General features: G+C 45.9%; 22 protein-coding genes. 11 read left to right on the top strand and 11 right to left on the bottom strand.

Annotated features, from left to right (window positions below):
* Positions 1-62 precede the first annotated feature (62 nt).
* The 3 genes from LDX50_RS02745 to LDX50_RS02735 are packed head-to-tail and all read left to right on the top strand — an operon-like array spanning position 63 to position 2,371.
* Positions 63-1,331 (top strand): aminotransferase class V-fold PLP-dependent enzyme, encoded by a 1,269-nt coding sequence (locus LDX50_RS02745; protein WP_225696875.1) that lies wholly within the window; start codon positions 63-65, stop codon positions 1,329-1,331.
* Between the two features lie 9 nt (positions 1,332-1,340).
* Positions 1,341-1,709 (top strand): VOC family protein, encoded by a 369-nt coding sequence (locus tag LDX50_RS02740; protein ID WP_225696874.1) that lies wholly within the window; start codon positions 1,341-1,343, stop codon positions 1,707-1,709.
* Positions 1,709-2,371: a DUF2306 domain-containing protein gene (locus LDX50_RS02735; RefSeq protein WP_225696873.1), complete on the top strand. Its 663-nt coding sequence runs from the start codon at positions 1,709-1,711 to the stop codon at positions 2,369-2,371. Before LDX50_RS02740 ends, LDX50_RS02735 begins: the two co-directional genes overlap by 1 nt.
* Positions 2,372-2,564: 193 nt before the next feature.
* Here the strand turns inward: LDX50_RS02735 and LDX50_RS02730 are convergent, their stop codons facing one another.
* Positions 2,565-3,338: a hypothetical protein gene (locus LDX50_RS02730; RefSeq protein ID WP_225696872.1), complete on the bottom strand. Its 774-nt coding sequence runs from the start codon at positions 3,336-3,338 to the stop codon at positions 2,565-2,567.
* 159 nt (positions 3,339-3,497) lie between these two features.
* Here LDX50_RS02730 and LDX50_RS02725 point away from each other — a divergent pair, with 159 nt between their 5' ends.
* Positions 3,498-4,565 carry a hypothetical protein gene (locus LDX50_RS02725; protein ID WP_225696871.1) on the top strand — a complete coding sequence of 356 codons (1,068 nt, stop codon included), beginning with the start codon at positions 3,498-3,500 and terminating at the stop codon, positions 4,563-4,565.
* A gap of 91 nt (positions 4,566-4,656) precedes the next feature.
* Here the strand turns inward: LDX50_RS02725 and LDX50_RS02720 are convergent, their stop codons facing one another.
* Both LDX50_RS02720 and LDX50_RS02715 read right to left on the bottom strand, forming a co-directional pair.
* Positions 4,657-5,358, bottom strand: coding sequence for a hypothetical protein (locus LDX50_RS02720; protein ID WP_225696870.1), 702 nt, complete (start codon positions 5,356-5,358; stop codon positions 4,657-4,659).
* Positions 5,359-5,442: 84 nt separating this feature from the next.
* A complete protein-coding gene (locus LDX50_RS02715) occupies positions 5,443-7,353 on the bottom strand; it encodes a sialate O-acetylesterase (protein ID WP_225696869.1) in 1,911 nt (636 codons plus the stop codon).
* Between the two features lie 140 nt (positions 7,354-7,493).
* Between LDX50_RS02715 and LDX50_RS02710 the strand changes: the two genes are divergently transcribed.
* The gene (locus LDX50_RS02710; RefSeq protein ID WP_225696868.1) at positions 7,494-8,090 is read left to right on the top strand and encodes a hypothetical protein; all 597 of its coding nucleotides are present in this window, start codon (positions 7,494-7,496) and stop codon (positions 8,088-8,090) included.
* Between the two features lie 42 nt (positions 8,091-8,132).
* On the opposite strand, the gene LDX50_RS02705 is transcribed toward LDX50_RS02710, so the two are convergent.
* From LDX50_RS02705 to LDX50_RS02680, 6 genes are all read right to left on the bottom strand, one after another.
* On the bottom strand, positions 8,133-8,273 hold the full coding sequence (locus tag LDX50_RS02705; RefSeq protein ID WP_225696867.1) for a DUF2256 domain-containing protein: 141 nt from the start codon (positions 8,271-8,273) through the stop codon (positions 8,133-8,135).
* Between the two features lie 9 nt (positions 8,274-8,282).
* Complete coding sequence (locus LDX50_RS02700) at positions 8,283-9,743, bottom strand: cryptochrome/deoxyribodipyrimidine photo-lyase family protein (RefSeq protein WP_225696866.1); 1,461 nt, start codon at positions 9,741-9,743, stop codon at positions 8,283-8,285.
* Positions 9,744-9,828: 85 nt separating this feature from the next.
* Entirely contained in the window at positions 9,829-10,386 is a 558-nt protein-coding gene (locus tag LDX50_RS02695) for a GNAT family N-acetyltransferase (protein ID WP_225696865.1), read from the bottom strand.
* 216 nt (positions 10,387-10,602) lie between these two features.
* Positions 10,603-11,004, bottom strand: coding sequence for a hypothetical protein (locus LDX50_RS02690; protein WP_225696864.1), 402 nt, complete (start codon positions 11,002-11,004; stop codon positions 10,603-10,605).
* Positions 11,005-11,096: 92 nt separating this feature from the next.
* Entirely contained in the window at positions 11,097-11,594 is a 498-nt protein-coding gene (lspA, locus tag LDX50_RS02685; protein ID WP_225696863.1) for a signal peptidase II, read from the bottom strand.
* Between the two features lie 91 nt (positions 11,595-11,685).
* Positions 11,686-12,078 carry a pentapeptide repeat-containing protein gene (locus LDX50_RS02680; RefSeq protein WP_420828558.1) on the bottom strand — a complete coding sequence of 131 codons (393 nt, stop codon included), beginning with the start codon at positions 12,076-12,078 and terminating at the stop codon, positions 11,686-11,688.
* Between the two features lie 320 nt (positions 12,079-12,398).
* Here LDX50_RS02680 and LDX50_RS02675 point away from each other — a divergent pair, with 320 nt between their 5' ends.
* The 4 genes from LDX50_RS02675 to LDX50_RS02660 are packed head-to-tail and all read left to right on the top strand — an operon-like array spanning position 12,399 to position 20,197.
* Positions 12,399-15,665 carry a DUF1553 domain-containing protein gene (locus LDX50_RS02675; RefSeq protein ID WP_225696861.1) on the top strand — a complete coding sequence of 1,089 codons (3,267 nt, stop codon included), beginning with the start codon at positions 12,399-12,401 and terminating at the stop codon, positions 15,663-15,665.
* A gap of 1 nt (position 15,666) precedes the next feature.
* Positions 15,667-17,097, top strand: a complete 1,431-nt coding sequence (locus LDX50_RS02670; protein ID WP_225696860.1) for a DUF1501 domain-containing protein — start codon at positions 15,667-15,669, stop codon at positions 17,095-17,097.
* 8 nt (positions 17,098-17,105) lie between these two features.
* Positions 17,106-18,497 (top strand): DUF2231 domain-containing protein, encoded by a 1,392-nt coding sequence (locus LDX50_RS02665; protein ID WP_225696859.1) that lies wholly within the window; start codon positions 17,106-17,108, stop codon positions 18,495-18,497.
* A gap of 53 nt (positions 18,498-18,550) precedes the next feature.
* Positions 18,551-20,197, top strand: coding sequence for a dipeptidyl-peptidase 3 family protein (locus tag LDX50_RS02660; protein ID WP_225696858.1), 1,647 nt, complete (start codon positions 18,551-18,553; stop codon positions 20,195-20,197).
* Positions 20,198-20,204: 7 nt separating this feature from the next.
* On the opposite strand, the gene LDX50_RS02655 is transcribed toward LDX50_RS02660, so the two are convergent.
* The gene (locus LDX50_RS02655) at positions 20,205-20,861 is read right to left on the bottom strand and encodes a peroxiredoxin family protein (RefSeq protein ID WP_225696857.1); all 657 of its coding nucleotides are present in this window, start codon (positions 20,859-20,861) and stop codon (positions 20,205-20,207) included.
* Between the two features lie 97 nt (positions 20,862-20,958).
* On the opposite strand from LDX50_RS02655, the gene LDX50_RS02650 reads away from it, so the two are divergent.
* Positions 20,959-22,662 carry a sulfatase-like hydrolase/transferase gene (locus LDX50_RS02650; protein ID WP_225696856.1) on the top strand — a complete coding sequence of 568 codons (1,704 nt, stop codon included), beginning with the start codon at positions 20,959-20,961 and terminating at the stop codon, positions 22,660-22,662.
* A gap of 63 nt (positions 22,663-22,725) precedes the next feature.
* Positions 22,726-23,394, top strand: a complete 669-nt coding sequence (locus LDX50_RS02645) for a hypothetical protein (protein WP_225696855.1) — start codon at positions 22,726-22,728, stop codon at positions 23,392-23,394.
* Here LDX50_RS02645 and LDX50_RS02640 read toward each other — a convergent pair whose 3' ends face one another.
* Positions 23,395-25,044, bottom strand: a complete 1,650-nt coding sequence (locus LDX50_RS02640; protein WP_225696854.1) for an amidohydrolase — start codon at positions 25,042-25,044, stop codon at positions 23,395-23,397.
* Between the last annotated feature and the right edge of the window lie 8 nt (positions 25,045-25,052).

Raw genomic sequence — 25,052 nt, 5'->3', positions numbered from 1 at the left:
ATGAATGATTTATCCCGGGCAAATCCTTTTTTCATGCTTCATTAAAATTTGTACCTTTCATTATGAACCGAAGAACGATCCTTCACCGTCTCGGGATGACCATCGGGGCACTCTCACTGCCATCATTGTCGGTGGCATCGCCCAACAAAAATCCGTTTGCAGATCCCTTGGCTGATCCGGCTGATGAAGCATACTGGAGAGAGTTCGCGCATGCCCATTACGATGTAAACCGGGATTTCATCAACCTTGAGAATGGCTATTTCGGGGTCCAGCCCCGATCCGTAATCGCTGCCTACCATGAAAATGCTGATTATGTGAACAGGAACTCTTCACGTTTTATGCGTCAACGTTTCTATCCCGGGAATTTTGCCGACTCGATGGATGCCATCTATGAAATTACTGGTGCAAATCCGGGGGAACTATTGCTTACCCGAAATGCCACCGAGGCCCTCAATATCCTGATACAGGGGATGGACCTGCAAAAAGGAGATCAGGTTATCCTTCAGCATCATGATTATCACAGCATGATCGAAACGTACCAGATGCTTGAAAAAACAAAGGGCATTGAACTTGTCTACGTTGATATCCCGCTCATACCGGAAAATCCGGAGCAGGTGATACAAATTTACATGAATGCCATCACGCCCCGCACTAAATGCATATTGCTCACGCACCTGAACCACCTGACCGGTCTAATAATTCCGGTCGCCGATATAAGTCGGAAGGCCCGCGAAAAAGGCGTCGCGGTAATTGTTGATGCCGCTCATAGTTTTGCCCAGGTTGATTATAAAATGACTGATCTGGATGCAGATTTCATTGCTGTGAACCTCCATAAATGGTTCAGTAATCCGCTGGGTGCCGGATTGCTTTATATCCGAAAGGAAAAGATCCCGGAGATCAGGCCGCTGTATGGTGATGCTTCCCATGAGCCGGATGATATACTTAAGCTTGGCCATTTCGGAACGCCTGCTGCACCCGTGGTGATGACGCTGAAAGCGTCGGCCGACTTTAACCGTATGGTGACCATTCCCGTGAAAGAAAAGAGACTGCGGTATTTGCAAAACTACTGGACGTCTCAAGCGGCTAAAATTGACCGTGTGGAGGTTGTTACACCTTCAGACCCCGAACAGAGTTGTGCAATCGCAAGTTTTAAAATGGATGGGATGGACAGTTATGACCTCGTGCGCCTGCTCGATGAAGATTTTGGTGTTTTTACAGTCATCCGCCGACTCAAAGATCAGGTTGTGGTTCGGGTCACACCTAATTTGTATAACGGGACAGGGGATTTAGACGTATTTCTTGATGGGATACGAAATATTTCATCACGATAATAATTTATTATGAATACAGCTTCAGCCGCCCGTTTTATTGTCCCTGTTCTCCCTTCACTGGATATCGAACGCGATTTGAAATGGTATGAAAAATATGCCGGGTTCAGGCGTGTTTTCGGTGACAGTGGATATGCCGGACTGGTGCGGGAGAACCTGGAATTTCATCTTCAGTTCCATCACGGTAACGAGGAGGACCCCATCACGGGAGGATCTGTCATGAAGATCTTTGTGGCAGACATCAAACCATATTTCGAGGAATTTGTGGAGCGCGGAACTATCAAACCAGAAAAGCTCCGGATGAATACACCTTGGGGTACACATGAATTCGGATTCTATGATCTGAATGATAATGCCATTTTCTTTGTTCAGGATGCCTGATGAACATGGAAGCCTGGCATACTTTGAATATTTACCTTCACGTCTTATCCGGCAGTATTGCCTTACTGCTCGGCTCGATTGCACTGCTAAGCAAAAAAGGAGGAAAGCTTCACAGACGCGCTGGCCGATTGTTTCTAAAAGTTATCAGTGTCGTCATCGTTACAGGTCTGCTCGGCGTTTTTATTTTTGGCAGGAATACCTTTCTGCTGGTCATTACGGTACTGAGCGGGTATGTGGCCTACTCCGGCTTTCGGGTTTTAAAACTGAAGAATAATCAGGTCAATATCACTGATATCCTGGTAGGTATTTTAACACTCATGGTCCTTGTATATTTCCTCTACTATTTCAGGGAAATCGGAATGATCTGGTCGCCAGTCATCATTTATAGTACGGTCGGAGCCCTGCTGGTCGTGATCATATATGATTTTTGCAAGTACCTGATTCCGCAGTCGACCTATTCTGAAAAAAGGATATGGCTGTACGAACATATTTACAAAATGACAAGCGCTTTTGCTGCCCTGCTCTCCGCATTTACAGGAACCGTACTCGATCAATACCAACCATACAGTCAGTTTTTACCTTCTGTACTGGGGATATTGATCATCATTGGCTTTATGATTTGGGTTACTTTCAGACCGGCCGGAGCAGTGCGCAGGAAGTAGTTGTCCGGCCGCTCATGTGAAAAGTGCAGCAATACTCCAGGCAATATCGGGTATTATTAAATGTTTCAGGATTTGTGTGATGACCCATGCGATAGCGTGGGTCAAATATGTGAGCCAGGTTACAGAATAAAAAACGACCCCTGCGTCAGCGGGGGTCGCATAAATTCAGATTAGTCAATCTGTGTATAAGGCTCTATAATTTCTTATCCACCTTATTTACCAGCTTCGCAAGTTTTTTGTCCAGGTCATCCTGAAGTTCCTCGGTGGCATTCTCACACAGCGGCATCAGCTTTTTGTAGTCCAGTACAGGAATACCATTGATGAGTGCAACACCTTTTTTGGAAGTTGCATACTCGGTCATACTGAAGACTTTTTTGGCTTCCTTGTTGTACAGGTCCACGTTAATAAATGCCCTGATTCCCGCATTTCCCAAACCGCCAAGAGCCACTTTTGGCTCCCATTGATAATACATGGAAACGAACATCACTCCATCGACATCCAGGTCTTCGAGGATCTTTACCATATGTGATTCGGTTCGCCAGCTGCGAAGGAGGTTTCCTCCTGTGAGCAGGACGTTATAACCGTCGATGGCAATAAACCGGTCTGTGATCTCTTCCTCCAGGCTATCCTGGTCATCGGCATCTTCAACGCCATCGAGTCCGGAATAGGCAATATACTTGGGATGGTTCAGAACCTTGTCTTCTTCGATAATCTCGAAAGGGAATTTACGGGCATAATCCTCCAGAAAATGAGTGTGAAATTCCTGCAGCACCGGTCTCAGATCGAACCGGGGATCATCGTTCTTGGTCATTTCATAGGTCTGACTTCGGGCCTCCTCAACGATCTTGTCGGCGTTGATGTATTTGTCGACATAGAACGTTACGACCGCAATTTTTTTGTCCTGCGCATTCGCAGTAATCATGAGCAGCAGAAGTGCTGTCCCTATAACTAATCTTATTGTTTTCATAGCCCTGAGTGTTTGTTAAAAAATAAAATTTGCTCATTATGAGCCCGTTACAAAAAGTATTCAGGTACCTGTTGATAGTAAAAACATCAGAGAAGTAACCTTTCTGCCGAAAGTAGCATCACCGAATTTTGAAAAAATCATACCTTAGAAGTTCCAATAATGTTTATGATCCCTATGTTCTGTAAGTCATGGCTGGCAGTTGTTTTCTGTATTATTCTTTCCTGTGCCAGTGTTCAGGCGCAGGTAGTGAACGATGATATTGAAAACCGGCTGGTACTGAACATGAATGAACCGATCGGATCCAATACCATTAATTCCACTGTTCAGTGGAAGTGCCTGAACCAGGATCTTACACGTTCCTGTGTGAAGTTCCACAATGATCAGTGGTTTGAATTTTCTGTAGAAGAAGGCGGGGAGTATTTCATTAATGTATCCGGACAGGAATGCAAGGATATTTGGGGAGTACAGGTGCTGATCTTTACCGGTGAGCCCTGTGTTCCAAAGACGTATGAGCTGGTGACTTGCTATTCCGACGGCAACAAGGATGATATTTTCATCCGTCTGCCAGCTCTCTCGCCAGGCGTGAAGTACTTGCTGAATGTCGACGGATATCTTCACGACCTGTGTTCTTTTGCCATCGAGCTGAGTGACACGCCGAAAGGTCTGCCGGTTGCTGAACCTGAGATGACAGAGGTGGAGGTGAGGATGAATTTAAGGGTCGCCGAAATCACCTGGGAAATACCGGAGGATATGGGGAATGAATTGAACGGTTACGAGATTTGGAAACGTACGGGTGAACAATTTGAGTTAAGGGCACAACTCCCCCACGAGAGAAATGCCATGGGTGACAGCCGTCTTCGTTACCTGTTGATCGATACTCTGTTTACAGACCAGGCCGACTACCGGGTTGTGGCGAGCGGCCAATCAAAACGCTTGCTGGTGGGGAATGTAACCGCCCGCATCGATAAGATTGCGCTGGCAGAAGCACCCGAGAATAATATTACTTTAAACCTTGATTTTCGTAACGGTGATCCGATTCTGATCGAGCTTTGGGACGCAGATGAGGACCGGTTGCTCACCACGAACCGGTTTACATTCGATGCGGCTAAAAATGGAAGTGTTACCTACAGGATCATGCGGTTCCGTGAGGAAGGCGTCCATTTTTTTAAGGTCATGATACGCAATGAACGGACCGGTAAGGGTACATTACAATTTTTTGAGAAGTAGTCAGCCGCTGAAATAAATCAAACCGTTCATTTCAGAATGTCCGCTTGAATCATGATTTTCCCCACAATAAGGGGTTTGGGGTGGCCTGCCTTTATTTGTTTTTCTTGATTTCAGCCCTGAAATGTTGGTATTCCCGTGGCATAATACTGTAATTTAACATCTCTAGCACTAAATGTGAGGGATCTTCCCACTTGACACGAAGGGGCGCCATTCCCGGATCATAGCTCAAAATTAAATTAGCCCGATCACCACGTATTTCGTACAGTTCAATTCCGTTGTCCAGGTATCCGTAATCACCGCTAAGACAGATGAAATATCGAAAATCGGGAGAAAAAACGGGTGGCGCGTTTGTCCAAATACTTTCACCTGTTTTCCGATTATAAAGTCGATACCCACCGCCTTCATACTGAAGGATCTTAAAAACAATGAGTTCCTGATCGGGGTAATAGTGCTCAAAAAAATAATGGGATATACCATATTCCCTCTCAGGCTTGAGGTTAACTATACTGTCATTCGTTAGTCTTATTTGCCAGCTGCTGTCAATTCGCAGAAGAAAATCAATCGTCTGTTTCTTCAGAAGATATTTCTCAAGGCTGAATTCACTTACAAAAAAATCATTAGCATCAGCGTAAACAGAATCCCTTGAGGACTGATCACCGTAAATCGAGGGAAATGCAATTGAATCCGTTGGAAGCATCGCTAGATAATACGGAGGGTTAAACGATGAATTCTCCTGAGCAAAAAGAACAGTACTGATCAAAAATATTGGCAATATGAAATACTTTCGATTCATCGTAAGTCAAACGGATTTTGAATGTCCGGCAAGTGAACTATTTTCCCCACAATAAGGGGTTTGGGGTGGCCTGCATTCTTCTTATTACTTTACATCTGCTCTGAACGGCCGTGCTGGCAACCCTTCCTTATTGTACAGGTTGGCCTTATCCGGATTATTGCCCCATGCATATCGAACATGAACCGGGTCTGAAATTGCTTCGGCATGTAGTCTTACCTTGTTTCCTTCAATTTCTGCGCTGGCCCATACAAATTTTCCATCAGCACCGGCAATAGCAAAGCCACCTACTGATCCGTTATCTGATTTAGACATAAGTCCGGAACCAACATGATCGAAGGTAAGAATGACCTCATTCCCCTTCTTTTTTGCTGATTTAAACACAGGTCCGGAGTACTCGATATCTTCACCGTAGGCCACCTTACGGGCAGCAAGGGATAACCGCAGTCCGACATCCTGCTTATTTCTGGGATGGATATCACCTGCCTCACCGATATCGATAATAACCGCCTCACCGGTATTCTCAAGTTCAAGCGCAGCAGATTGTGATTCCCTGAGCACGGCCCAGCTGCTCTCCGCAGGCTCTTCATCAGCGGCCATGAAATTTGCCAGTTGAACCCAGAGGAAAGGAAAATCACCCATTCCCCATAATTCCCTCCAATCGGAAATCATGGTCTTGAATATATCGCGGTAGACAAATGCACTTGCTTCACCCGAGTTGGACTCCCCCTGGTACCAAAGTACACCCTTGATCGGAAAATTAATGATGGGATGAATCATCTTATTATAGAGAACCGTGGGCGTTTGATTGGGTGCCATGCCCGCGGAAACCGCCCGTGCCTCCTGAACATTAAATTTCCATGAACCCGCCATCGAATGATCCCCTGTAGAAGAGGTATAATAAAGTTGTGAGGGATCGCCATGTACACCGCCACCACCGCCAGTATCAGTGATCTGTATCATGAGAATATTATCACCCTTTTTCAACGCAGAAGCAGGAACGTTGTAAACCCGCTCGGCATTCCACCCTTTCATTGAACCTACCGACTGGCCATTTACAAAGGTCTCATCTGCATCATCAACCATGGCAAGGTGAAGGGTTAAACCGCTTTGTGCTTCTTCCTCAGAAAGTGTGATTATTTTCCTGACCCAGACGATTCCGTCCAGTCCGTCATATCCCGATTCTTCCCAAAGTCCGGGCAGTTCGATGGAGTCCCAGCCTGAATCGTCATATCCGTCTGCCAACGCCGATTGTATTTCTGCATCATTCTCAAAGCCCCGGATTTTTTCTTCCATTCGGGCCTGGATTTCCCTGGCTTCACGCTCCTTCCTTTCCAGGAACGTGTCCAGATCTTCATCAAGGAATTCACGTACCGATTCGATTCGCATCCATGGTTCGATCCGGCTGCCTCCCCAGGAAGAGTTAAGTAGTCCGATAGGTACATTTTCGTGTTTCTGCAGTTCGCGGGCAAAGAAATAACCCACGGCTGAGAAATTCCCAGTAGTCGACGGTCCGGCGATTTGCCAGGGCCCGCCTTCAAGATGTTCTTCCTTATTTTTGCTCCAACTATGTTCTACCTTGTAGTGTCGTATGGTAGGGTGGTCGGAGTTGTTAATTTCGTATTCAGCATTGTTTGAATTGGCGACAATCCATTCCATGTTGGACTGACCGCTGCAGAGCCAGACGTCACCCATGAGGATGTTCTCAAAGTTTATTTCTTCGGAAGAACTGATGACCTTCATGTCGTGCGGACCGCCGGCAGGTAATGCCGGCATCTCCACATGCCAGGAGCCATCGGCTGTGCTGAGTGCTGAATATGATTTTCCGTTGAAAGAAACGGTTACAGTTTCATTCGGGCCGGTCCAGCCCCATACGTGGATGGGTTGATCGCGCTGAAGGACCATGTTGCTGGTGAATATTTCCGCGACGGAAAGCTGGGCGTAGTTGTTACTTAAAGTCGATGAGAAAAGCAGAATGAGAATAAATCGCAGGGTCATAAGGAAGAGATTTTTGGATTAATTCAATATAATAAATTATACGAGTATTTGAAGTTTAATTCAGCAACACTGATGTTCAATGTGTTAAATACGAATCACATTGATTTTACCAGGTAGCTGTATTTTCTTAATTTTCAATTATGGTGAGAAAAGTGATTTTTGTTTATGTGTTGATTTTTGCCGGGTTGAATCTTGGTGGCTGTGTGGGAGACGACTGCGGGGAATTCGGTCCGTATCAATACAGGCTACAATCTCTTGAATCTGAGATTACTCTTTTTGATTTTGAAGCAGAAGAATTACTTCCATGGAGTGGAGGGGTCATTCCATTTGAATCTTTTGCCATTCATTTCACAAGTGATACCGAAGTGATCGCACAAAACGAATCGGTAATGGGAAATAAGGCGTATGCCTGCTCACCACCAGAGCCGATTATCATTACCAATTTGCGGTCTGTCAGAATTATCGCCGATAAGAATTATAATCCTGGTCATCCGGCCGGGGCAGATCTCTCGGCACTTTTCACGATGGCGGCTTATGACTATGGATTCATTCGGGGGACCTTGCCGGTGAATGAATGGGCCGCATTGGGCGAATTTATTCCCTTTGAATTTTTACTGTATCCGGAGGTACCGCCATTAAGCCCGGAAGAATTTACTTTTACAATTGAGTTCGAATTCTCGGGCGAAGGCGTCGATGCGTTGACCATTACAACAGACCCGGTTCAATTCTCATTATGAGTTTAACCGCGCACATGTGAACCTCTTCAACATGGAATTGGATCAATCCGGTTTGCTTTTATTGCGCCTGCATCGTTCACTGCAGTATTTTACATCCTCCCAATCCTTTTTCCACTTTTTGCGCCACGTAAAGGGACGGTTGCATACCGGACAGGTTTTAACGGGTAAATCACTTTTTTTCATACCAACCTGTTAACTTTTCAGAGATCTGTTTCTCGTATGAAGGCGAATAATTCTCTCGTTCTCCTTTTTTACCTGTGGAGATTTTCGGTGCCCCCATATTTTCTTTCGGGCCTGCTCACTTCGTGTTTTTAAGTCCACGATCGGCTGTGGGTAATCAGATTGTAGCCCAAAAAGCCCTTTGTCCAGTTCAGACATCTTCCAGGGTTCATGAATGAAGGCTCTTGGAAAATCCTTTAATTCCGGAACCCAGGTTTTAATAAAATCGCCGTTGGGGTCATGGTCCTGTGATTGTTTAACCGGATTATACATGCGCACGGTATTAATCCCTGTCACCCCCGCCTGCATCTGGAATTGCGTGTAGTGAATGCCAGGCTCATAATCCAGGAATAGATTGGCCAGGTGATAAACACCCTCTCGCCAGTCAGAATCTAAATGGAAACATAACACGGAAACCAGCATTGCTCTCATTCTGAAATTGATCCATCCGGTGGACTTTAAACAACGCATGCAGGCATCCACCAGCGGAAATCCGGTCTTACCTTCCTTCCATGCGAGAATCAGGGCGTCATTATTCTCGTGCTCCAGGCTTTCATACCCACGGTTCACACACCGGGTTTCATATTCACACTCATTTTCAAACTTTTGAATAAAATGGCAGCGCCACTTCAGCCGCGTGAGAAATCCGCCAAAACTTCTTTTATGCAGGCTGTAATTCGGATGATTTTTCACGAACTGGTATGCCTGCTTTACAGAGATATTACCCCATGCCAGGTAGGGCGAAATTCTTCCACATGATTTTCTGCTCTCTGCCGGTTTGGATATATGTCTTGAATAGTTGTTGCCCCTTCCCTCGCAAAATGATTTCAGGTATTTCCAGGCATGAACTTCTCCGGGTTTCTGAAACTCCTGCGGGTAACCGGATAGCGCTTTTTCCATTTTGCTGTCCAATTGAAATGGGTATGTATCGCGTTCGATGCGACTTCGTGTAAACCGATTTTCGATGATCGACTCGTTCATACAGGAATACCACTTTTTATCCCAACCCGATCTGTTTGGAATACCGCGGATCACCCCGTCTCTTTGAAATTCATGCCAAATGATGTCGTTGGACTGCAGAAATTCCGCGACTTGCCGGTCACGGACCCACGTATTCATGATTCCACTTTCCTGGTAGGAGAAAACCCGCTGTAGATCATATATTTCACTCAGGTGCGCAAATACGACAGATGCCTCGGCATGGAAAATCAAAACCTCTCGTTGAAAATGCTTTAAGGTTTGATTCATTTCCTGTATTGAATGATAAATGAATTGCAGGTGCCGCAGGGAGCAGTCCGGGTGTGCGATTGCCGAGGGCTCAAAAATATAGATAGCAATGTATTCCTCAGTGGCCTCTTCAGCAGCACTGAATGGCAGGTGATCCTGTAATCGAAGATCCCTTTTCAGCCAGACGATATTTAGCGGAGTTTTCATTTTCTGTTCCTATCCGATTTTGGAACATTGAACCTGCAAAATAGTTTGGCTTAACTTGTTGTATTCTGAAGAGAGTCGGAGAAGTTCAGGATTCAGCAGGATGTGTTGACAAGTCCTGCCATTCCTTCTTTTTAATTCTGAAAATATAAACGGCATTGTCCTTATATTTCGTGGTTTTTTCCAGATGCATGCCATTTTTCATGGCAACTTTTTGCGAAGGAATATTGGTGAGGGCAATGATGGATATAACAGACCCCCACCAATCATTCTCAAAAGCCTGGTTCCGACAAAATATGGCAGCTTCCGATGCATAGCCCCGGTTCCAGTATTCCGGCAGCAATGAATAACCAATCTCCAGCTCGGTGGTCTCGTCTACCTCCTGAACCAGTAATCCGCAATAACCGATGAGTTTTCCACTTGTTTTTTCGATGAGTGAATTCATGCCTCCGAGGTCATTTTCGTATCGGTGTCGCTGCTTCTCAAACCAAAGTTCACACTGTCGGCGGGGTGATTCCCGGTGCTCATTCCAGTGAATATGCGTCAACGGTGATTCATGAAATGCCAGCCAGATGTCAAAATCGGACGGATCAACCTTTCGGAAAAACAGCCGCTCACTTTCCTTGCCTTCCAGTAAGTACTTCATTTGACAAACGGGTTTGTTTCTTCTTCAGTAAAATTTAATGTTATTAATGTTCCTGATTGCAACGGACCTGAAAAAAATTATCGTTTTCCCGGATTTCCATAATCAACTCATGTGTCGGCATTGCGAGGTTTAGCTATGTTGAAATTGAGTCCATCAGATCTTCTTCTGTGTGGGTTGACTTATCTGAGGTCTTTACCAAATGGCAGTTGCTGAGCGTTAAAGTTGGGGAATGCAGTCCCATTCCTCCATGCTCAGTTTGGTGATCAGGGTGTCTTCCTTGCGAAAGACATAGTTAAATGAGGTTCCATCTTCGTCAGAATCCTCAAGGACTTCCACGAATTTCCAGCCGTTGGATGCCATGAAATTCAGTAGATGTATTTTCGAATGTAATACCATTTTTTCTCCATATTCATCGGTCATGACGCGATTCCTTGAGTTTTGAACAGACTGTCCGTAATCTACAAAGGCATGGTAACCGTTCATGAAAAGGCCGCTACCGAGCCTTACTGAACAATACGTAGCGGGTTCGAGGTTAATGTTGGTCTGGTTGACGAACACCTGGGCATTAGCAACAAAAACAAAGAAAGAGGTTATGATGAGTAGGGTGAAGGCCTTCATAAGCGGTGTGATTTATTACTCCAGTAATCACAAATAAAATGCCAGAAGTGAATCGTGTTTTTACAGGTCTTTCCGGGTTCCCTGAACTAAACTTAAATAGTTTCCACCTTATTTTTAGTGATGAACTGATCTAGGATCATGAGCCCGACACCCACCATAATGGAAACGTCAGCCAGGTTGAATATACCGGTGCGAAAAAGGCCCAGGTCCATGTGCAGAAAGTCGGTAACGGATCCATAAAGCAACCGGTCGATCATATTTCCAATGCCACCACCCAGCATGAATCCCAGTCCGGATGCTGTTAACAGGCTCATTTTTCTGTTTGTCAGTAAAATGTACAGTCCGGCCGAAAGAAAAAATATGGGAAGGAATGTAAGCAGGGTAAGACGGATCCATTCCGGCCAGTTATGACCTAAACTCAGGAAGGCTCCTGTGTTTTCAATCTTGATTAATGATAGAAAACTTCCTAAAACTTCTGTTTGCCGGTGATAATCAAGTTGTTCACGTGCAATGCCCTTGCTTAGTTGATCACAGCCTACATTAGCCAGTAAAAGGAGGAGAAGAATGATATTGCGGGTAAGTTGATTCATACAGTAAATTCGACAGTTTCAAAAATACAACTTCCCGATAATTCAGCCCTATAAAATTGAATCAATTACCCGCCGGGCAAAATCATGCACTTCATCTTTTAACTCTGATATGATACTTCATCAGCAAGCCCTCCAGGTTATGAGCAGAAAAGATTGCGTTTTTCAATCGGTTCCTCTCCGGGTCAATTATATACTTCCCTGCTGTCTGAAAGTCACATTTCTCGAGAATGGAATTTTCAAATACGGCTCCTTCCAGGTCACATTCATGAAATGCGGTTTCGCTCAGGTCCGCACTTGAAAAATCACATTCCTTCAGGCTGCACGACTGGATAGGGGTGCGCTTCATCCTTCTGTTGAAAAAGGAAGACAGGTCGAGACGGCATTCATGGAAAGAAACAGAGAACAGGTAGCTGTTGCACTCATCGAAACGGACCCCCATCATTTTACAGCGGGTAAATACCGAATCAGAAAAGGTAGTGTCCATAACATGAATGTTTGAAAGGTCACAATCCAGGAACTGACAATCCGTATATACATTCTGATTCAGTATTTTGTTGCTCCAGTTGCAATTGCGAAACGTGCAAGAATCGAACTCGCCCGCCGGGGGCTCAGGAAAAGCGGTTCCATCAAAAATTTTATCCGTATAATATTCAGCCATACTCAAATTTATAAAACAGCATACCATCGCGGAACTGATTGATTATGAATAAAATAAAAGTTTAGTACTCATAATTTCCTGATGGTAATCCTGAAAAAAATCATTACATTGTATTCAATAGTGCTTTTTTGGCCTTAACACCTAACATGATCAACCCTTCCCTTTCCATCAGAGGATCATTTTTATGGTCCATTGTCATCTGTATTTATGTCCTCACTGGTTGCAAGCCAGACCTTCCGGAAGAAGTGGACCTTGCCTATGAAAACCTTCCGGAACGCATCGATTATAATTTTGATGTAAAACCCATACTTTCAGACCGGTGCTATCAGTGTCACGGTCCGGATGAGAATTCCCGCAAGGCTGATCTCCGGCTGGATATTGAAGAGGAAGCATTCCGAAAACTCAAAAGCGGCAACTACGCGCTCGTTAAAGGAAGCTTGTCGAAGAGCGAAGTTTTTCACCGTCTCATAAGTTCCGATCCTGAATACATGATGCCTCCGCCGGATTCGGAGTTATCCATGACACCAGAAGAAATTGCGATCATTGCCAAATGGCTTGATCAGGGGGCTGAATGGAAACCGCACTGGTCCCTGATTCCACTTGAGAAACCGGAGATTCCAACTGCTCAAAAAGGATGGAAAACCGTGAACCCCATCGATCAGTTTATTCAGGAGAAACTTGCACAAGCGGGACTTGAACCTTCCGATGAAACTGAACGTGAACGATTAATCCGAAGGGTAACAATTGATCTTACCGGTCTGCCTCCTACCGTCGGGGAGATAGATGCTTTTCTGTCCGATGAATCTCCGGATGCCTATGAAAAGGTAGTCGACCGGCTGATGGCCTCGGATGCCTATGCGGAACGAATGACACTTGAATGGCTGGATGTGGCCCGCTATGCCGACTCGCAGGGTGTTTCCTTTGATGGCGCCCGTACCTCATGGCCATACCGGGACTGGGTGATTTCAGCCTTTAAGGAAAACCTTTCCTACGACAAATTCATCACTTATCAACTTGCCGGGGATCTGATTGAAAACCCTACCCGCGAGACACGTATTGCCACAGCCTTTAACCGCATGAACCCGCTGGAAGTATCACAGGGGTCCATTGATGAGGAATTCAGGGTTGAATATATTGCGGAGCGGACAGGTATGGCAGGTACGGCATTCCTCGGGCTGACCATTGAATGTGCCCGTTGTCATGATCATAAATTTGATCCGATTAGTCAGAAAGAATACTACCAGCTCTCTGCTTTTTTCAATACCACCGAAGAGCGTGGATTGTCACCCACCGATGCAGACCGTGCACCTACCTTGCTGTTGTTCGACGAGGATCAGAAGAAGAAATTTGATTCCCTGGAGTTCGTGATCAATGCAGAAGAGGATGCGCTTCATAAAAGCGCTGAACAAATCGAAAATATCCGGCAGTACCTCGCATCATTTGATCCGGATGGAAAGATCGACGGACAAATAGGCCATTATCCATTTGACAAGATTGAGGATTACAAAAAGGAGATCAAAAAGAAAAATAAAAAGGCCAAGAAGGAATACGAGGATATTAAATTACTCGACGGCAATAAAAAGGCAGAGGGTACGCTGAATGTCGACCTGGCTGAAGGTAAGTTCGGTAACGCACTCGTTCTGAATGACGAGTACGATTATGTAGAATTAAACGAGATAGGTGAGTTCAACCATTATGACCCTTTTTCTGTAAATGTCTGGGCCAATACTACCCGATCTGGCAAGGGGCCGACCCAAACCATCATTGGCAACAGCGGGCCCTATATCGCTGATTACCGTGGCTGGGAGCTGGCACTTGATTCAACTGCCCATATTTCTGTTCGCCTGATACATCGTCTGCCGGATGACTTTATTCATGTAGTATCGGAAGAAACGGTGACTCCTGATCAATGGCACCAGATTGGCTTTACCTATGATGGAAAACAAAGCGCCGATGGAGTTTCCATTTACCTGAATGGCAAGAAGGTCGCCATGAAACTTAAGGAAGACAGGTTAAAACGTTCCATGAAACCTGTACGAGGGTATACCATGAAGACCGACACGATTCCGGTCATGGTGGGCAGGAGCAAAAGAATCTGGACTTTTGATGTCGGTTTATTCGAGGGAATGATTGATGATGTGCGGATTTTTAACCGACAGCTGTCTCAACTTGAAATGGCATCCCTGGCAAACAACGTTCCTGTCAAAATTCCGGAAAGCTGGGAAAAAGAGTATGCCGTTCTGCATGACCCGGCCATTCAGCAGCAGGCCGCTAAACTTCGTGAAATCAGAATGCAGCGAACCACTATCATCGACAGTGTGAAGCAGGTGATGGTCATGGAAGAAATGAAAAACCCCAGGAAGACGTACATTCTTGACAGAGGACTTTACAATGAACACCTTGAGGTCGTCGAACCCGGGACTCCGGAACATGTGTTGCCCTTTACGGAGGATTATCCCAGGAACAGGCTTGGACTGGCTCAGTGGCTGACGAACCCGCAAAACCCGCTTACATCACGTGTAGCCATTAACCGTTACTGGCAAATGATTTTTGGAAGGGGTCTTGTAGGTACACCTGAGGACTTTGGAAATCAGGGCGAACGGCCTACCCATCCGGAATTGCTCGACTGGTTGGCGGCCGACTTCATTGAGAATGGCTGGGATGTAGGCAGAACCATCAAAATGATGGTGATGTCAGCAACGTATCGTCAGTCTTCTTTTGCGCCAAAGCATATCATTGAGCAGGATCCGGGAAATATTTACCTGTCGCACAGCAATTCCTATCGCTGGCCTGCAGAAGTTATACGGGACAATGCACTTGCTGTAAGCGGTTTGCTTCATGAACACGTGGGCGGACCAAGTGTAAAGCCGTACCAGCCCGACGGATTATGGGATGAGTTAAGTCAGACCTCCTTCCAGCTAATGAAGTATGAGCGTGATTCGGCGGAAAATCTGTACCGAAGAAGTTTATATACCTTTGTACGACGTTTTGCCCCTCATCCGTTCATGACGAATTTCGATGCAACCGCCAGGGAATATTGTCTGATCAGGAGGGATATAACCAATTCCCCGCTACAGGCACTTACTTTGTTGAATGATCCACAAATTGTGGAGGCCTCAAGAGTTCTTTCTGAACGGGTTCAGAAGGAATCTCCGGATGAACTTCCCAACCAGATCAGCTATGCCTTCAGGTTATCGACCGGCATGCACCCATCGGATCAGCAGCTGGATGTGCTCGTAGAGCATTATCAGGCATCGCTTAAACGTTTTGAAACCAATCCGGCTATGGCGGATTCATTATTGTCCATAGGTGATAAGAAATGGGATGAGTCGCTGGATAAAAACAAGACCGCAGCCCTTACCCTGGTGGCGAACACCATACTTAATTACGACGAATCTTATATGAAAAGATAATATGCATTGTCACGATCACGATCATAAACCCATAACACGACGGGACTTTTTCACAAAGGCCTCGCTCGGACTTGGGGCACTTTCTTTTGCCTCCCTGCTGAACCCTGCTTCTGCACTGGGCAATGCACTTGCCAGTGGAGTTCGGGGACCTCATTTTGCGCCAAGGGCAAAACGTATTATCTATCTGAATATGATTGGGGCCCCTTCGCAGATTGACCTGTTCGACTATAAACCGCTCCTGCATAAAATGCATGGGCAGGAATTGCCGGACAGCGTTCTGGGCGACCGTCTCACATCTACCAGCGCTACACAGGCTACATTGCCGATCGTTAAGGGATTGGTCGATTTTAAACAGCGCGGACAGAGCGGGATGTGGATGAGCGATTTGTTGCCCTACATGTCACAGACATGCGATGAGCTATGCATGGTAAAATCTATGTTTACAGAATCCGTTCAGCACGAACCTGCCCAGATGTTTACGCATACGGGCTCAGAAATTCCTGGGAGACCAACCTTTGGGTCCTGGGTGAGCTACGGACTTGGAACGGAAAATGAGAACCTTCCCAATTACATCGTTTTGATGACCAAGGGCAATGAAGGCGGTTTCTCACGATTGTATTCAAGTGGATTCCTGCCGGCCGAATACCAGGGCGTAAGATTCAGAAGTGGCAAGGATGCTGTACTATATCTCACGAATCCTCCGGGAGTTGAGGAAGCCACCCGGCGGGAGCAGCTGGATTACCTTCAGAAACTGCAGAAAAACGGGTATGATGAATGGGAAGATCCCACTATCACAGCCAAAATGGCGCAATATGAAATGGCCTTCCGCATGCAGACATCCGTTCCTGAAGTAATGAATGTGGAAGAAGAGCCCGACTATATTTATGAAATGTATGGTGAGGACAGTAAAAAGCCCGGCACCTTTGCGGCCAATTGCCTTCTTGCACGCCGTCTTGCGGAGCGTGGCGTCCGCTTTATCCAGTTATATCACGGGGGATGGGATCATCACTCCAATTTGCCGAAAGGTATTCGCAAGCGATGCCAGGAGGTTGACCAGGGATCTGCAGCCCTGATCATGGACCTGAAGCAACGCGGTCTTCTTGAAGATACCCTGGTGATCTGGGGAGGAGAATTCGGACGTACCAGCTTCTCACAAGGAGAGCTGACCAAGGATAATTTCGGACGGGATCATCATTCCGACGCCTTTACTATTCTGATGGCGGGAGCTGGCGTAAAGAAAGGATTTACCTTCGGAGAGACAGATGATTTTGGATATCATATTACCGAAAACCCCGTGCACATTCATGACCTGAACGCTACATTAATGCACATTCTGGGTATTGATCACGAACGGCTTACCTATAAATTCCAGGGACGTCGCTTCAGGCTGACTGATGTGCATGGTAAAGTTGTTAAAGATATTCTCACCTGATCTGATTTATGGAATTCGAACTTTTCGCCGGGCGGTTTCACCCGATATTCGTACATCTTCCCATTGGTATGATCATTCTGGGGTTTCTCCTGGAACTGATCGGATTTATCCGAAAGAACGATTCGCTTGATAAGCCCATTAAATTAAGCTACCTCATCGGTTTTTTTGCTGCAGTGTTTGCGGTTATCTCCGGATTGCTTCTTTCTCAAAGCAACGCTTATCCCACCGAGGCCCTTTCTTTGCACAAATGGCTCGGCATAAGTACTATGTTGGGTGCTTTGGTTCTTTATTTTCTGAAGCGAAAACCTGAAATAAGTCCGCCCATTTCGATCCTGTCGACACTCGCTCTTACGACTCTTGTCGGGGTGACCGGTCATTTCGGGGGAAATTTAACACATGGCGAAGACTACCTTTTTGAATATGCCCCGGCATTTGTTCAGCGCCTTGTAAATGTAGATCAAGGTTCTAACCTTTCAGATCTGCATCCAGATTCAATTGTTATATATAATGATATCATTAAGCCAATCCTTGATCAAAAGTGTGTCTCATGCCACGCGGGAAAGGAGGCATTCGGGGGGTTTGATGCGACCAGGTATGACTATCTTTTTGAAGAGGCGGAGACGGGTACCCCGGTGACGGGACAAAGTATTGCCAACAGCGAAATATTCCGTCGGATAAGTCTTCCTGTTTCAGATCGAAAATTTATGCCCCCAAGCGGAGATCCACTTAATTATACAGAGATCATGATCCTGAAGTATTGGATTGAACAGGGTGCCGATAGTGCCATGCGGTTTGATTACCAGGAGATCAATGAAGAGCTGGCTGTCTTGCTTAACCGGGACTACGGCCTGGATTATACGCCAAAGCCTTATTATGAACGGGTAACTATCGATAGTATCGATGTAACCATCCTTCAGGAGCTCTTCGCGCGCGGGTTTGTGGCAAATCACTTGGCTGAGTCAAATAATTTCCTGGATGTGAGATTCACCGGTGATAGTCTTACTGCAGAGGATATGGAAACGCTTTCACGGGCAGGTTCACACATTGTTTTTGCCGATCTTCATGGAAAGAAACTAACAGATGAGGGCCTTAGCGGCCTGGCAGCCTTCACAAATCTGGTCCGCCTCGACATCCACGATAACCCCATAACAGACGAGGGTGCGGCGTTCATCAGCAATCTTGAACACCTGGAAACGCTGAATATTTATGGCACTCAAATAACAGATTCCGGACTGGAAAAATTGCTGGAATTGCCATCTCTGAACAGGATTTATGTCTGGGAAACGCAGGTTACCGAGGAGTTTGTGGAACAGTCTGTTAGCAAATATCCCCATATCAGGATAGAACGCGGATTCTCGTTTGCTCCCATAGATTCGACGGCAGTGGCCACATCGAAATAATCATTCCCGAAACACGAAAGGATTTATTAAATTGGTCGTAAATCAACAAGGCCATGAAAAATATATCCTACTTACTGCTTATCGTGCTGGCATGTATCGCATGCAGCTCAGAATCTTCAAATGATCAATCATCTGAGGCACCTCCTGCCGAAACTTCCGGTACGGAAGCACTTCTGTCCAAGTATACCGATGTGTCTCTTACGACGGATTTGACGGTACTCAGTGATAATGATAAAAAGGTCATACCTATCCTCATCGAAGTTGCGCAAATCATGGATGAGCTATTCTGGGAGCAGGCATATGGAAAGAAGGATTCACTCATTTCTGCGGTAAGTGGCGGATTACAGGAATATGCGAGAATTAATTACGGTCCGTGGGATCGCCTCGATAATAATAAGCCGTTCATCGACGGAGTAGGGGAGAAACCGGCCGGGGCTAATTTCTATCCTGAGGATATGACAAAGGAGGAATTCGAACAGGCTTCCATTGCTGATAAAACATCGTTGTACACCATATTACGACGGAATGAAAACGGGGAGCTTTATTCGATCCCTTACTCGCAAGCCTACGGCGAATCTTTGCAAAAGGCGGCAGGATTGCTGAGGCAGGCAGGTGAACTCACTGATGACGAGGCATTCAGCAAGTATTTGTTTTTGCGTGCGGATGCGTTGTTGAGTAATGATTATTATGCGAGTGATATTGCATGGATGGATATGAAATCCAACTCGATCGACATCATAACCGGTCCGATCGAAACCTATGAAGACCAACTGTTCGGCTATAAGGCTGCCTTCGAAACCTATGTGCTGGTTAAAGATAAAGAATGGAGCGCACGACTGGATAAATATGCGGCTATGCTTCCTGAGTTGCAGCGCGGACTACCCGTTGATGAAACATATAAAGCCGAGGAACCCGGCAGTGAATCACAGCTGAATGCCTATGATGTTGTCTACTATGCGGGAGACTGCAATGCGGGTTCCAAAACCATTGCCGTTAACCTGCCCAATGATGAAAAGGTGCAGCTTGAAAAAGGTACACGTCGGTCCCAGTTGAAAAACGCTATGAGGGCCAAATTCGATGAGATTCTTGTTCCATTAGCCAAGGAGCTCATTGATCCTTCTCAACGGCAATACATTTCGTTTGATGCCTTTTTCGGGAACACAATGTTTCATGAGGTTGCTCACGGACTTGGAATAAAGAATACCGTGAATGGGAGCGGAACCGTTCGTGAAAGTCTCAAGGAACATGCCTCGGCCCTGGAGGAAGGTAAGGCAGACGTACTGGGCTTATACATGGTGACGGCCCTGCATGAAAAAGGCGAGATTGATGAGGACCTGATGTCGCATTATGTGACCTTCATGGCAAGTATTTTCAGATCTGTAAGATTTGGTGCAAGCAGCGCACACGGAAAAGCCAATATGATAAGATTTAATTACTTCCAGGACATGGGGGCGTTTTCAAAAAATGCCGAGTCAGGCTACTATTCGATTGATTTTGATAAAATGCAGGAAGCCATGAATGCGCTAAGCAATGAAATCCTCACAATCCAGGGTAATGGTGATTATGATGCAGCTGCTGCGCTTGTAAATGAAAAGGCCGTGATAGGTAATGAGTTGCAGTTGGATCTTGACAGACTTTCTGCTCTGGGAATCCCGGTTGATATTGTATTTAATCAGGGCGTGGACGTGCTCGGGCTTTGAATGAAACTCAGTCCAGGTTTTTGATGATTTTGTTGTAGGTGTTGAAATTATCAGGGATCATTTCCATCTTACCGTCAATCATTTCACCTTTATAGCGGCTTCCTTCTGCTACTTCGGTGATGATGCCGTTGCTGTTCACGAAGAAGTTCACAGGGTAGCCGCTGATGCCGACTTCTTTAAAATAATTCGCGGCATCAGCGATCACAGTATAGTTTAACGGATTCTTTTCAAGCACCTTGTTCACTTTGGTTTTTGATTCCGGGGCAATAGCCAGGAAGACCACGCCATCTTCCTGGTATTTTTCACGGAGTTTGTTAAGCTCAGGAAATTCCTCGATGCAGGGTGCACAGGTGACACTCCAGAAATTAATGTGAACAGCCTTTCCTTTCAGGTCTTCAGAAGATATATTGTTTCCGTTGATATCCGAAAGAATGAAGGAAGGTACCTGTTTGCCAACATAATTTTCCCTGACTGAGGATCTCTTTGCCTGGCTGTTGGTTATCTCCGATTCCGAAACGATCTCCACCTTCCAGCCCTGTTTTTCCAGGGTTCTCACCGAGTTCATGAACTTCTCATTGGTTGTGTCGCCGGCCATTCTCACTTCTTTCTGGGCTAACGAGGGGGTACAAAACAAGATTGACAGGAATAACAGTAATATTTTCATGATCAGGGATGTTACCTCATGAAATTACAAACTGCAGACCACATTAAAAAGGAAATATCTATTGATGCCAATGCTCGATGATTTTGTATCTTGAAATATGAAAGTTATATCTTTTCCGCTCCTCGCGATTGTATTTTTACTTTTAGGTTGTTCCGGTGAACGGAATGAGACAATTCCTGCGCAGGTGATCAACCCTTCACCGGATTTCAGGCCCAACATATTATGGCTTGTCGCGGAGGATATGTCACCAACTATTCCGCCGTACGGAGATTCCACCATTGTTACACCGGTCCTGGATCAACTCGCCGGAGAAGGAGTGGTTTATGATAATTTCTTCACGCCTCATCCTGTTTGTGCTCCTGCCCGCGCGGCAATAATAACGGGCATGTACGCAAACCACATCGGTGCGAGCCATATGCGTACCGGTCCGTGGTATTCAGATGATATTCCACAGGCAACAATCGCAGCCTATGCCCAATACATGCCGCCGGGCCTTCAGGCGTATGAAGCAATCCCAATGGAGGGAGTTAAGATGTTCAGTGAATTGCTGAGAGAGGCAGGCTATTACTGTACCAACAACAATAAACAGGATTATCAATTCAGGAAGACGATGACTGCCTGGGATGATAACAGTCGGAAAGCCACCTGGCGGAACAGGAAAAAAGGACAGCCCTTTTTTTCGGTTATTAATTTCGAGGTAACCCATGAGTCACGGATCTGGGCCAAGGCAGAAGACAGTCTTTGGGTTGCCCGTTCGCTCAAGGTGCCAGTCCCGCCCTATCTTCCCGATACTGAGGCTGCGAAAGTTGATGTGCGAAGAATGTACAGCAATATTCTGGAGATGGATTTCCAGGTTGGCAGGGTGCTGAAAGAGCTGGAATCAGACGGCTTACTTGACAGTACCATAGTTATCTGGTATTCTGATCATGGCGGGCCGCTGCCACGACAAAAACGGGCTTTATACGAAAGCGGTGTTAAGGTGCCAATGATCATACGATTCCCGGGCGGCGAGTTTGCCGGAATGCGGGATGACCGAATGATTAGTTTCATTGATCTGGCGCCAACGATGCTAAGTCTTGCAGGGATCCAACCACCAGCCTACATGGATGGTACGGCTTTCATGGGGAAATATGCGCGTACTGAAGAGCCTGCTTTCGTTTTTGGCGCTGCCGACCGATTTGATGAAAAATATGACAGGCGAAGATTCGTGCGGAATGACCGTTTTAAATACATCAGAAATTATATGACCGATCAGCCGGTTTATCTTGACCTTTCATACAGGAAGCAAATGTCCATCATGCAGGAATTACTCAGGCTGAGGGAAGAAGGAAATCTTACTCCGGAACAGGCCCGTTGGTTTGATCCTGTGAAGGAGCCGGAAGAATTGTATGATCTGAAGAACGATCCCTTTGAACTGACAAACCTGGCGCAGGATCAATCCTATGCGCCGGTACTTGAAGAAATGAGAACTGCCATGGATACATGGCTTTCCGGGTTTGAAGATACCGGCCTGATTCAGGAAAGTGATCTGATTGCTAAGATTTGGCCGGATGGTGCACAGCCCCGAACAGCAAACCCGGAGATCGGCGTGGATAGGGACGGACAAATTATCATACAATGCCGCACTCCGGGAGCCTCGGTGGGCTATAGGATTTCCGGTGGAACAGAAGTAAATTCCGCCTGGGAAATTTATTCAAAACCCTTCCCTTCAAATCCGGGAACTGAAATTGAGGCTGTAGCTCACAGACCCGGATTTTTACGAAGTGAAATTATCCTGTTCAAAAAAAATGTTGGCAACTAATTTGCTGTAATAAACGCAGATACAACCGACTAATATGAGATGCTAAGGTTCGTGATGATACCAATGCTGATTATTCTGACCGGAGCTGATCTTCTTGCGCAGGATCGGGAGGATGGCGTTCATTTCGGTGTTGACATGTCCTATGGTGTCCCTCTTGGCGCATTCCGGGATCAGCTGGGGGATTTACAGTCTTCTCCCGGCTTTTCAGTTTATGCAACCTACGTTCCTTCGGTGGACGGAGCATGGTCGTTCGGACTGGATGTTGGTACAATACGATATGCGAAGGTCAGGGATGAGATGCTCATCAATGGAGATGATTTTGATGTAAAGACTGTTTTCCATTTTACCACGGTTGATGCCATTGCAGTATATGTGCCACGGTTGGGAAAATTTGAGCCCTTTATTGGAATGATGGCAGGATTGAGTGTACTCAATGTTTCAACAAAGTCGAACCGCTCATTTTTTGAGTTATTATTCAATGATTTTGAGAATGAGATCATCTATCACAAATCGAAAGTCACGCCAAATATTGGGTTCGTGCCTGGTTTCCAGTGGGGGAAAGGTTCGGTGGTCCTGAGGGCAAGCTGCAAACTTATCTTCAGTGGCAAAGTAAAACACGTGGATCCGCATACCATCGACACATCCGATATAGACCAGCTGGAATATTCCTACAGAACAACTTATCCACGTATGCTGATCCCGCAGGTGGGCATTATGGTACGGTTGTATTAATTATTCCCGGGTGAACACTGGTTTACCATCAATCCAGGTCTCGAGAATTTGTGCATCGCGGATTTCTTCTGCCTCAATTGAAAACAAGTCACGATCTATTACGACAAAATCAGCCAGCATTTGTGTTGCCAGCATTCCTGTTCTTGTTTCACTGAATCCTGCTCGGGAGGCATTTCGGGTATAAGCAGTCAGCGCTTGTTCTACGCTTATTTTTTGTTCCGGTACCCAGCCGGTCGGATTCTGATCATCCAGGGTGCGTCGGGTAACTGCTGCATAAATTCCTTCTAAAGGAAGAGGAGGTGCGACAAACCAGTCACTGCCGAAAGCGGGCTGTGCGCCAGAATCAAACAGGGATTTAAAGGCATAAGTAGTTTTGATCCGTTCAGGTCCGATAAGTTTTTCCGCCCATCTGCCATCATCAATCGCGTGGTATGGCTGCATGCTCGGAATAACATCCAGTTCTGCGAACCTGGAAATATCCTGAGGAGCTATGTGCTGGGCATGTTCAATTCTGAACCGGCGGTCACGAGGCCCGTTCTCAGTCGCAACACGTTCATAAATATTCAGCAGGGTATTGATGGCCCGGTCCCCTATGGCATGGATCATTACCTGAAGTCCGGCGGAATCGGCAGATGAAATCCACTTGTACAGATCTTTTTCCGGATTAAGCAGCAAACCTGAATCTGCGGGTAAATCGGAATATGGCTTAAAGAAAGCCGCCGTATGCGACCCGAGCGAACCGTCAACGAATCCTTTCAATCCTCCAAAGTACAGCCATTCATTGCCGCGGCCGTTATCTTTAATATAATCGTTCAGTAACTGCCATTTGGATAGGAATGTTATTGCATAGATTCTTGTTTTCAGCTCATTGTTTTGCATTGCCCGCTGGTAAATTTCAGGATCTGCAGACACATCATGGACGGTGGTAACACCGTTCTCAGCTACATAACGCATGGCTGCCTGAAGCGCCCTGTCTTTATCGGCAGCTGATCTCTCCGGGATGTTTTCTTCTACCAAAAAAGCGGCGTTATCCTTAAAGATACCTGTTAATTCACCATTTTCATTGCGAACGATCATTCCGCCTTCCACATTTTGAATGCTTCTATCAATTCCTACCAATTCCAGTGCTTTTGAATTGGCCAGTGACATATGTCCGTCGAGGCGTGTAATCCAGACGGGGTGATCTGCAGTAACCGAATCAATCCATTCCCTCGAGGGCAGGATTCCGCCCCAGTTTTCATGATCCCAGTCTCCGCCCATGATCCATGTACCGGCCGGTACTGTTGCCGCATATTCCTGAATTCTATTGACGAATTCCTCCGGGGTTTGTGCATCTCTGAGCTGTACGGAAGACAAACGAAAACCGCCTGTTAAAAAATGAACATGTGAATCAATGAACCCGGGTGTGATCAGGCCCTCAGGGTGGTCGAATACTCCGGTTTTTTCCCCGATATACTTTGTTATTTGGTCTTTGGTGCCAATATCCAGGATTTTACCATCCTTTATGGCCATGGATTCAGCAAAAGGCATTTCCGGATTGCCCGTCCATATTTTTCCGGATACAACTGTTTCTGCAGGATCCGGTTTACAGGCAATGATCGTACAGAATATTGTGAGGATAAGTATGGTACTTCTAAGATGATTTTTCATTCAGGCTT

The organism is Fulvivirga sedimenti, assembly GCF_020328055.1.
Note: the sequence above shows the minus strand (reverse complement) of the source record. Positions and strands in the feature narration are given on the sequence as shown.

Coding starts and splice junctions, on each gene's coding strand:
- LDX50_RS02745 (WP_225696875.1), top strand. CDS start 63: ATGAACCGAAGAACGATCCTTCACCGTCTCGGGATGACCATCGGGGCA.
- LDX50_RS02740 (WP_225696874.1), top strand. CDS start 1,341: ATGAATACAGCTTCAGCCGCCCGTTTTATTGTCCCTGTTCTCCCTTCA.
- LDX50_RS02735 (WP_225696873.1), top strand. CDS start 1,709: ATGAACATGGAAGCCTGGCATACTTTGAATATTTACCTTCACGTCTTA.
- LDX50_RS02730 (WP_225696872.1), bottom strand. CDS start 3,338: ATGAAAACAATAAGATTAGTTATAGGGACAGCACTTCTGCTGCTCATG.
- LDX50_RS02725 (WP_225696871.1), top strand. CDS start 3,498: ATGTTTATGATCCCTATGTTCTGTAAGTCATGGCTGGCAGTTGTTTTC.
- LDX50_RS02720 (WP_225696870.1), bottom strand. CDS start 5,358: ATGAATCGAAAGTATTTCATATTGCCAATATTTTTGATCAGTACTGTT.
- LDX50_RS02715 (WP_225696869.1), bottom strand. CDS start 7,353: ATGACCCTGCGATTTATTCTCATTCTGCTTTTCTCATCGACTTTAAGT.
- LDX50_RS02710 (WP_225696868.1), top strand. CDS start 7,494: ATGGTGAGAAAAGTGATTTTTGTTTATGTGTTGATTTTTGCCGGGTTG.
- LDX50_RS02705 (WP_225696867.1), bottom strand. CDS start 8,273: ATGAAAAAAAGTGATTTACCCGTTAAAACCTGTCCGGTATGCAACCGT.
- LDX50_RS02700 (WP_225696866.1), bottom strand. CDS start 9,743: ATGAAAACTCCGCTAAATATCGTCTGGCTGAAAAGGGATCTTCGATTA.
- LDX50_RS02695 (WP_225696865.1), bottom strand. CDS start 10,386: ATGAAGTACTTACTGGAAGGCAAGGAAAGTGAGCGGCTGTTTTTCCGA.
- LDX50_RS02690 (WP_225696864.1), bottom strand. CDS start 11,004: ATGAAGGCCTTCACCCTACTCATCATAACCTCTTTCTTTGTTTTTGTT.
- lspA (WP_225696863.1), bottom strand. CDS start 11,594: ATGAATCAACTTACCCGCAATATCATTCTTCTCCTCCTTTTACTGGCT.
- LDX50_RS02680 (WP_420828558.1), bottom strand. CDS start 12,078: ATGGACACTACCTTTTCTGATTCGGTATTTACCCGCTGTAAAATGATG.
- LDX50_RS02675 (WP_225696861.1), top strand. CDS start 12,399: ATGATCAACCCTTCCCTTTCCATCAGAGGATCATTTTTATGGTCCATT.
- LDX50_RS02670 (WP_225696860.1), top strand. CDS start 15,667: ATGCATTGTCACGATCACGATCATAAACCCATAACACGACGGGACTTT.
- LDX50_RS02665 (WP_225696859.1), top strand. CDS start 17,106: ATGGAATTCGAACTTTTCGCCGGGCGGTTTCACCCGATATTCGTACAT.
- LDX50_RS02660 (WP_225696858.1), top strand. CDS start 18,551: ATGAAAAATATATCCTACTTACTGCTTATCGTGCTGGCATGTATCGCA.
- LDX50_RS02655 (WP_225696857.1), bottom strand. CDS start 20,861: ATGAAAATATTACTGTTATTCCTGTCAATCTTGTTTTGTACCCCCTCG.
- LDX50_RS02650 (WP_225696856.1), top strand. CDS start 20,959: ATGAAAGTTATATCTTTTCCGCTCCTCGCGATTGTATTTTTACTTTTA.
- LDX50_RS02645 (WP_225696855.1), top strand. CDS start 22,726: ATGCTGATTATTCTGACCGGAGCTGATCTTCTTGCGCAGGATCGGGAG.
- LDX50_RS02640 (WP_225696854.1), bottom strand. CDS start 25,044: ATGAAAAATCATCTTAGAAGTACCATACTTATCCTCACAATATTCTGT.